Origin of the sequence: Synechococcus sp. RedBA-s (assembly GCF_024345495.1) — a bacterium.
GTDB lineage: Bacteria > Cyanobacteriota > Cyanobacteriia > PCC-6307 > Cyanobiaceae > Regnicoccus_A.
Map to the genome: position 1 here is coordinate 21,080 of NZ_JAGQBF010000031.1, position 7,658 is coordinate 28,737.

At 68.5% G+C, this 7,658-nt stretch carries 8 protein-coding genes and 1 tRNA gene; 3 read left to right on the forward strand and 6 right to left on the reverse strand.

The genetic code is table 11. The annotated features are described in order from the left end of the window. The first annotated feature begins 49 nt into the window (after positions 1-49). Positions 50-739 (forward strand): 2-C-methyl-D-erythritol 4-phosphate cytidylyltransferase, encoded by a 690-nt coding sequence (gene ispD, locus KBY67_RS12125; protein ID WP_255111302.1) that lies wholly within the window; start codon positions 50-52, stop codon positions 737-739. On the opposite strand, the gene KBY67_RS12130 is transcribed toward ispD, so the two are convergent. Beyond that, on the reverse strand, positions 736-1,668 hold the full coding sequence (locus tag KBY67_RS12130; RefSeq protein WP_255111303.1) for an LD-carboxypeptidase: 933 nt from the start codon (positions 1,666-1,668) through the stop codon (positions 736-738). The two genes, ispD and KBY67_RS12130, sit on opposite strands and share 4 nt — an antisense overlap. Next, positions 1,665-2,546 (reverse strand): 4-hydroxybenzoate polyprenyltransferase, encoded by an 882-nt coding sequence (locus KBY67_RS12135; protein ID WP_255111304.1) that lies wholly within the window; start codon positions 2,544-2,546, stop codon positions 1,665-1,667. Before KBY67_RS12135 ends, KBY67_RS12130 begins: the two co-directional genes overlap by 4 nt. Positions 2,547-2,681: 135 nt before the next feature. Here KBY67_RS12135 and KBY67_RS12140 point away from each other — a divergent pair, with 135 nt between their 5' ends. Beyond that, complete coding sequence (locus tag KBY67_RS12140) at positions 2,682-4,310, forward strand: Ppx/GppA phosphatase family protein (RefSeq protein ID WP_255111305.1); 1,629 nt, start codon at positions 2,682-2,684, stop codon at positions 4,308-4,310. A 68-nt stretch (positions 4,311-4,378) separates the two neighbouring features. Then, entirely contained in the window at positions 4,379-4,798 is a 420-nt protein-coding gene (locus KBY67_RS12145) for a tellurite resistance TerB family protein (protein ID WP_255111306.1), read from the forward strand. 40 nt (positions 4,799-4,838) lie between these two features. Here KBY67_RS12145 and KBY67_RS12150 read toward each other — a convergent pair. The 4 genes from KBY67_RS12150 to petA all read right to left on the reverse strand — a co-directional run bounded on the left by KBY67_RS12150 (position 4,839) and on the right by petA (position 7,619). Beyond that, positions 4,839-4,910, reverse strand: a tRNA-Val gene (locus KBY67_RS12150). Between the two features lie 43 nt (positions 4,911-4,953). Then, positions 4,954-5,712: a precorrin-4 C(11)-methyltransferase gene (gene cobM / locus KBY67_RS12155; protein WP_255111308.1), complete on the reverse strand. Its 759-nt coding sequence runs from the start codon at positions 5,710-5,712 to the stop codon at positions 4,954-4,956. A 38-nt stretch (positions 5,713-5,750) separates the two neighbouring features. Then, positions 5,751-6,611, reverse strand: a complete 861-nt coding sequence (lgt, locus tag KBY67_RS12160) for a prolipoprotein diacylglyceryl transferase (protein WP_255111312.1) — start codon at positions 6,609-6,611, stop codon at positions 5,751-5,753. Between the two features lie 75 nt (positions 6,612-6,686). After that, positions 6,687-7,619: a cytochrome f gene (gene petA / locus KBY67_RS12165; RefSeq protein WP_255111313.1), complete on the reverse strand. Its 933-nt coding sequence runs from the start codon at positions 7,617-7,619 to the stop codon at positions 6,687-6,689. Positions 7,620-7,658 lie beyond the last annotated feature (39 nt).

Here is a 7,658-nt window from a genome sequence, read left to right on the forward strand (position 1 = left end):
CCTGATTGTATGAATCTGGTCTGGTTTGTCCGCAGCGCGGGAGTCCCTTGTGCATTTGCTGATCGCCGCCGCCGGCAGTGGCCGCCGGATGGGTGCCGAGCGCAACAAGCTGCTGCTGCCCCTGGCGGGGCGCCCCGTGCTGGCCTGGACCCTGGAGGCGGCCCTCGCTACCCCTGAGATCAGCTGGATCGCTCTGGTGGGCCAGGCCTGTGATCAGGCGGAGGTGGCGGCTGTGGTCATTGCCTCGGCGCCCGATCGGCCCGTGCTCTGGGTGGAGGGCGGCGAGACCCGCCAGGAGTCGGTGCGCCTGGGACTGGCGGCCCTGCCGCCGGAGGCGGAAGCGGTGCTGATTCACGACGGTGCCCGCTGCCTGGTGGAGCCGGAATTGATCAGCCGCTGTGCCGCCGCGGCCGCCCGCGGTGAGGCCGTGATCGCCGCGGTGCCGGTGTCGGACACGATCAAGCGGGTGGCCGCCGACGGCACGATCGAGGACACCCCCGATCGTCGGATGCTCTGGGCCGCCCAGACGCCCCAGGGTTTTCCCCTGGCCCAGCTGCGCGCCGGCCACGCCACGGCCGCAACCGAGGGCTGGAGTGTCACCGACGACGCTTCCCTGTTCGAGCGCCTGGGCTGGCCAGTGCGGGTGATCGAGGCCCCGGCCTCGAACATCAAGCTCACCACCCCCTTTGATCTCACGATCGCCGAGGCGGTGCTGGCGGCCCGCAGCGGCGGCGCCTAGAGCAGCAGGCTCAGTTCGCCACACTCCCCATCCAGGCGACAGGGCACCCCCAGGGGCAGGGCGCCGTTGCCGGGCTCATGGCCCACGGGAAACCCTGAGAGCACGGGGATGCCGAGGTCGGCGGTGCGTTCGCGCAGCACCTGCTCGAGGCTGAAGCGTTCCCCGGCCGACACCCGCTCCCCATCGGGTTCGTCACAGCCCTGGAAGCTGCCGAAGCCGATCCCGGCCAGCTGCTGCAGGGCGCCGCAGAGGCGCCAGTGGGTGAGCATGCGCTCGATCCGGTACGGGGCCTCGCCCACGTCTTCCAGGATCAGCACTGCCCCCTGGAGATTCGGCAGGTGCTCGGTGCCCAGCAGATGGGTGGCCACGGTGAGGTTGGCCACCAGCAGCGGGCCTTCGGCCCTCCCGCCCCGCCATGGGGTTCCTCGCAACACCCCCGGCGCTTCGCCGAACAGCAGCCGGCGCAGCCGCTCCTGGCTCCAGGCCGGCTCGGCTGCCAGGGTGGTGATCATCGGGCCATGGACCGCGCCGCGCAGACCCCGGGCCTGCTGGGCCAGCAGCAGTGAGGTCACATCGGAGAAGCCCAGCAGCCAGCCCTCAGGCAGGAGCAGCGGTTGCTCCAGCAGCCGCGCCGCTCCCCAGCCGCCGCGCACGCAGGCCAGCAGCGCGGCCGGCCCGGATGAGGTCGTCGCTTCGTCCGGGCTGGTGGCCCCTCCATCCGGCAGCAGGTCAGCCAGGCGTTCATGGTCGCGGCCGGCCAGATACCCCCAGCGCCGCTCCGGCACAAAGGGAAGCTCCACCGTCAGCCCCCAGCCCTCCAGCACGGCGATGCCCGCCTCCAGCCGCTGGCGCTCCCCCAGGGCGGAGCTGGCCGCCACCAGCCTCACCCTGTCCCCTTGCCGCAGGGGCGGTGGCAACCAGTCGCTCATGCTGCGCGCCCCAGCACCAGGGCCAGCAGCAGCAGGGAGCCGAGCTGCACCTGGCGGCCGAAGTGCTCCCCAAACCGGGAGCGGGGCGGTTGCCCCCGCAGGCGATCGGCTTCCCGTTGCATGCCCGCCGCCGCCAGGGCCCAGAGGGGCCAGAAGATCCAGCTCACTCCGGCGCCATGGGCTGCCGCGGCCAGCAGCAACGCGGCGGCGCCATAGCTGAGGGCCACCGCGCCGGCGGCGGCCTGCCCCAGGCTGAGGGCACTGCTGCGCACCCCCAGGGCGGCGTCATCCTCCCGGTCGGCCATGGCATACACGGTGTCGAAGCCGAAGGTCCATAGCAGCGTGGCCAGCCAGGCCAGCGCCAGGGGCCAGCCCCCCGCGAGGCCGGCCGTGGCCGCAGCCCAGGGGATCAGCACCGCGAATCCCCAGCAGAGCGCCAGCACTAGCTGGGGATAGGCGAACCAGCGCTTGGCGGAGGGGTAGACCAGCACCGGCGGCAGGGTGGCGAGCGCCAGGGCCAGGCAGAGGCCGCGGCCGGCGGCCGGCAGAGTCAGCACCACCGCCAGGGCGATCAGCAGGCAGGTCAGCAGCAAGGCCACCGCCTCGATCACCCCTACCCGGCCACTGGCCAGGGGGCGCGAGCGGGTGCGCTCCACCAGTGGATCGATGCGCCGGTCCCAGAGGTCATTGGCCACGCAGCCGGCACCGCTCACGGCCAGGCCGCCGGCCACGATCAGGCCCATCAGGGAGGGCGATGGCGGGGCCTGGGGCGTGAGCCAGAGGGCCCAGCCAGCGGGGATCAGCAGGATCAGACGCCCGCTGGGCTTGTGCCAGCGCAGCAGCTCGAACCAACCCCGCAAGGAGGCGCGGATGTTCATCGGCGCAGGTTACGGCGCTTCAGGGCTGGGACATGCCGGAGGCTGGCCCGGGAAGCACTGTGGGGCCAGTGGTGGCGAGCTGCAGTGGCGTGCTGAAGTGGCAAAGTGGCGCGGTTCGTGCCGGCCGGTCGTCCGATGGTCCCTCCCGAGCCCGCCGCCACGGTGGCTGCTCCCGCCAGCCAGGCCACCGGCGCCGGGCTCCGCTACGTGGCGGCCCTCGACATCGGCACCAACTCCATCCACCTGCTGATTGCGGCGGTGGATCCGGAGCTGCGCAGTTTTCGTGTGGTGCTGGCGGAGAAGTCGACCACCCGGCTGGGGGAGCGGGATCCCGAGACGGGCGACCTCACCCCCGAGGCGATCGAGAGGGCTTTCATCGCCCTGCGCCACTACCTTCAGCTGGCCGAAAGCCACGGGGTTGAGCAGATCCTCACCGCCGCCACCAGTGCGGTGAGGGAGGCCCCCAATGGACGGCTGTTCGTGCAGGCGGTCCAGGAGCAACTGGGCCTGGAGGTGGATCTGGTCAGCGGTCAGGAGGAGGCCCGCCTCATTTATCTAGGGGTGCTCTCGGGCATGGCCTTCGGGGAGACCCCACACCTGATCCTCGACATCGGCGGTGGCTCCACCGAGCTGATCCTGGCCGACGGGGCCGATGCCCGTGAACTCACCAGCACCCGCATCGGCGCGGTGCGACTGCTGCGGGACTTCATCCGTGAGGACCCACTTCCAGCGTCCCGGCTCTCCTTTCTGCGGGTGTTCATCCAGGGGTCGCTGGAGCCGGCGGTGGCGCGGGTGAAGCGCCGCCTGCGGCCGGGGGAGGTGCCGGTGATGGTGGGCACCAGTGGCACCGCCACGGCACTGGCGTCCCTCGTGGCCGCCGAGCAGGAGCGCGCGCCCCTGCGTCTGCAGGGATTCCGCATGAGCCGCGAACAGGTTGATCAGCAGGTGAACAGGTTGACCATCCTGACGCCGGAGCAGCGCCGCTCCCTGCCCGCGATCAATGAACGCCGTGCCGAGATCATCGTGCCGGGGGCCCTGGTGCTGCAGCAGGCAATGGCGATGCTGCAGGTCGACGAGATGGTGATCAGTGAGCGGGCGCTGCGCGAAGGGCTGATCGTCGACTGGATGCTGCGCCACGATCTGATCGTCGATCGCTTCAGCTACCAGAGCTCGATCCGTCGGCGCACGGTGCTGCAGCTGGCCCAGCGCTATGGCGTCGACCAGACTCGGGCTGAGCGGGTGGCCCAGCATGCCCTCAGCCTCTACGACCGCTGCCGCGGGGTGCTGCACCACGACGAGGGCGAGGGTCGGCAACTGCTCTGGGCCGCGGCGATGCTGCATTCCTCGGGCCAGCACATCAACATCAGCGCTTACCACAAGCACAGCTGGTATCTGGTCCGCCACGGTGACCTGCTCGGCTACTCGGAAACCGAGCAGTTGATGATGGCGGCCATCGCCCGCTACCACCGCCGCAGTCTTCCCAAGAAGCGCCATGAGGCCTGGCTGTTGCTGCCAGGCCGTGAGCAGAGGCAGACCGTCAACGCCATGGCGATGCTGCTGCGGCTGGCTGCCTCCCTGGATCGCCGTCCGACGCCGGCGGTGGCGGGCCTGCGCATCGCCTGCAGCACCAGTGAGCTGAGCATCGGCCTTGAGCCCGCTTCAGCCCTGGATCTGAGCCTGGAGCGCTGGAGCCTGCAGGGTTGCGCCGAGCCATTGGCGGAGGCCACCGGGGTGAAGTTGCTGGTGGAATCCGACCGGAGGTAGCGACGACGACCGCAGGAGCAGCCCCGCTGTTGCCATGACTGAAGACCACCACCTCTGCTGCCTGATCCATGGATTCTCCGACCGCCTTTGTGGCCGTTGCCCTTGCCGCCGTCTCCTGGGATGGGACGCTCACCCGTGCCGGTTCCAGGGCCCTGCGCCACTCCCTCGACTACCGCGTGCCCTTCAACCAGATGGGGGATGCGGCCATGATTCAGCTGTTCGACACCCTGCTGGCTGATCTGCGCCGCGATGGAGCTCCGATCCTGATGGCTCGCGCGGCATTGCAACTGGATCCCCACGAGCGGTGCACGGCCTTTGCGGTGGCCGCAGAGATCATGCGCTCCGACGGTCCCCTGGTGGCTCAGGAACAACAAATCCTCCTGGATCTTGCCGCTCAGCTGGGCCTTGATTCCAGCGATTCAGCCCGCATTCTTGAGGTGATGGACATCCTCCACGCCGAACTGATCTGCAGTCCGGTGGCGGCCTGATCAGAAGCACTGGGCCGAAGCCCAGAACTCAACAGAATCATGGGCGATACTGGATTCGAACCAGTGACCCCTTCCGTGTGAAGGAAGTGCGCTACCGCTGTGCTAATCGCCCGCACCCCCTGATCCTAAAACACCGTGGTCCAGCCGCCTGACCCTCAGGCCTGGGCTACAGCCGGTCGAAACAGGTGATCATGGCTGGCGGAATAGAGCTTGGAGCGGGCCAGCCCAGGCGCCGCCAGCGCAGGGCTCACCACATAGAGGGTGGTGCGAATCAGTTGTCGCTCCCGGCTCACCTCCGCCATCCGCTCCAGGGGCACCACCTGTAGCCACTGGTCGGGCCAGCTGACGCGGTAGCCGATGGCCACCGGGGTGTCTGCGGGGTAGTGCTCCAGCAACTCCTGCTGAACCGACTCGACATGGCGGGCACTCAGGTACAGGCAGAGGGAGGCCTGCAGAGAGGCCAGACGCGCCAGTGACTCTCGCTCCGGCACCCCCGTGCGCCCGCCGGCACGGCTGAGCACGATGGTTTGCACCAGCCCGGGGATGGTGAGCTCGGCCTTGAGGGCGGCGGCGGTGGCCTGGTAGGCGCTCAGGCCCGGCACCACCTCCACCCCAAGGCCGGCGTCGGCGAGGCGGCAGATCTGCTCCGCCAGGGCTCCATAGAGGCAGGGATCACCGTCGTGCAGGCGCACCACCCGCAATCCTGCCCGTGCCCGCGCCACCACCAGCTCCATCACCTCCTCGAGGGTGAGTGTGCTGGTGCGGATCCGCTCACAGTGCTGCGATGCCAGGGCGGCGATCTGGGGCGAAACCAGGGAATCGGTCCAGACCAGGACGTCGGCGGATTCAACGGCACGGGTGGCCCGCACGGTCATCAGATCAACGGCGCCGGGGCCAGCACCGACGATCAGCACCGGGCACTCAGCACCAGCACCTGGAGTTGGCGTGACGATCAAGAAGGGTTCCTCGGCAGGGGAGGGGCGCCGCCAGGATCGGGCAGGGAGCACTCCTGGCCGTAGAGCCGCCAGAGGCCGAAGCTGCCGAGGGAGATCAACAGCAGGCTCATCAGCTGGGCCATGCGCAGTCCCCCCTCACAGAAGGGCGGGGTGGAGAACAGGCAGAGGGGGTCTGTGCGCAGCCCTTCGATCCAGAACCTGCCCAGGCTGTAGCTCACTAGATAGATGCAGCTCAGGGCCCCGGGCGGCAACGGGATACGACCCTTGATCCCGGCGCGGAACAGCAGCAGCAGCAGGACCACGATGCCGAGGTTCCAGATGGATTCGTAGAGAAAGGTGGGGTGGAAATATTGCTGATCGAGAAACGGTTCAGGCCTGTTGAGGGTGGGGATGTAAAGCTTCCAGGGCAAGTCGGTGGGCAACCCGAAGGCCTCGGAATTGAAGAAGTTGCCCCAGCGGCCAATGGCCTGGCCGAGGGCGACGGAGGGAACCAGCACATCCAGCAGGTTCCAGAAGGCCAGCTTGCGCCAGCGGCAATAGGCGATAACCGCGAGGGTGCCACCAATCAGGGCTCCGTGGATAGCGATGCCACCGCGCCAGATGGCCAGGGCCTCCAGCCAATTGAGTTGATACTGGCGCCACTCCAGCACCACGTAGTACAGGCGGGCGCCCAGCACCGCCGCCAGCACCAGCAGGGGCAGCAGGTCGGCGATCACCACGGGATCGATCTGCCGGGCCTTACCCAGCCGCGTGGCCAGCACCAGCCCGATCAGCACCGCCAAGGCGATCAGCAGGCCGTACCAGCGCAGGGAGAAGGGGCCCAACTGAAAGATTAGGGGCCCCGGTGAAGCGAACACCGCCAGGGCCATGGCCGGGGAGAGAAACACTAACGAATGCACTCAGGGGAAAGGCGGGTTGGCCAGGGCTAGGGCTCAGACGCCCTCGGCGGCCTGGACCTTCTCCACCTGCTTCTTCTTCAGCACCAGCATGATCTGGGCCAGGGCCACGGCGGCGAAGAAGGCGAGCATCCCGTAGAGACGCACAGGATTCTGAAGAACGATCTCAGCATCCAGCTGGCCGAATCCACCGACGTTGGGGTCATCGGAGAGGGCTGAGCCGGCACTGACACGGTCACCCACCGCCACGGTGATCGCCGGGCCGGCGGGAATGGTGTCGCTCACGCTCTGACCATCGGCGGTGCTGATCTCCACCACGGAGGCTCCGTTCTCACCGGCGCTGATGGCGGCCACAGTGCCGTCGACGGAGGCGTTGAAGACTCCGTTGTTGCTCTTCTCACCGGTGGGGTACACCTGGCCGCGGCCGCGGTTGCCGCCCACGTGGATCGAATACTTGCCGAAGTGAATGGAACTGTCGCTGCCGGGATCAGGCGAGAGAATCGGAAAGACGATCTCCTGGTGCTGGTCACCGGGCAGTGGGCCCACCAGCAGGATGTTGGGGTCGTTGTCGCTGTACTGGGTGAAGTACACGCCAGCGGTCTCCTCCTTCAGCTCTTCGCTCAGTCGCTCTGGCGGAGCCAGCTTGAAGCCATCGGGCAGCATCACTACGGCACCGACATTCAGCCCGGAGCGACTGCCATCAGCGCCCACCTGCTGGGAGGCGGTGTCGTAGGGAATCTTGACCACTGCCTTGAAGACGGTGTCGGGCATCACGGCCTGGGGCACCTCCACCTGGGTGGCCTTCTTGGCCAGGTGGCAGTTGGCGCAGACGAGTTTGCCAGTGGCTTCACGAGGGCTGTCGTAGTTCTGCTGGGCCCAGAAGGGATAGGCATGGCTGGCCTGGGGGGCCACCAGCAGGGCAGCGGCGACAAGCAGGGAGCTCAGCAGCAGGGAGAGGGTGCGGCGCATGGGGGGTGGGCGAGCGGGCGACGAAGGGGAGTGAGAAGG

Bases quoted from the DNA above. Each gene is read 5' to 3' on its own strand.
- petA (WP_255111313.1), bottom strand. From the start codon at position 7,619: ATGCGCCGCACCCTCTCCCTGCTGCTGAGCTCCCTGCTTGTCGCCGCT.
- KBY67_RS12145 (WP_255111306.1), top strand. From the start codon at position 4,379: ATGGATTCTCCGACCGCCTTTGTGGCCGTTGCCCTTGCCGCCGTCTCC.
- KBY67_RS12135 (WP_255111304.1), bottom strand. From the start codon at position 2,546: ATGAACATCCGCGCCTCCTTGCGGGGTTGGTTCGAGCTGCTGCGCTGG.
- KBY67_RS12140 (WP_255111305.1), top strand. From the start codon at position 2,682: ATGGTCCCTCCCGAGCCCGCCGCCACGGTGGCTGCTCCCGCCAGCCAG.
- KBY67_RS12130 (WP_255111303.1), bottom strand. From the start codon at position 1,668: ATGAGCGACTGGTTGCCACCGCCCCTGCGGCAAGGGGACAGGGTGAGG.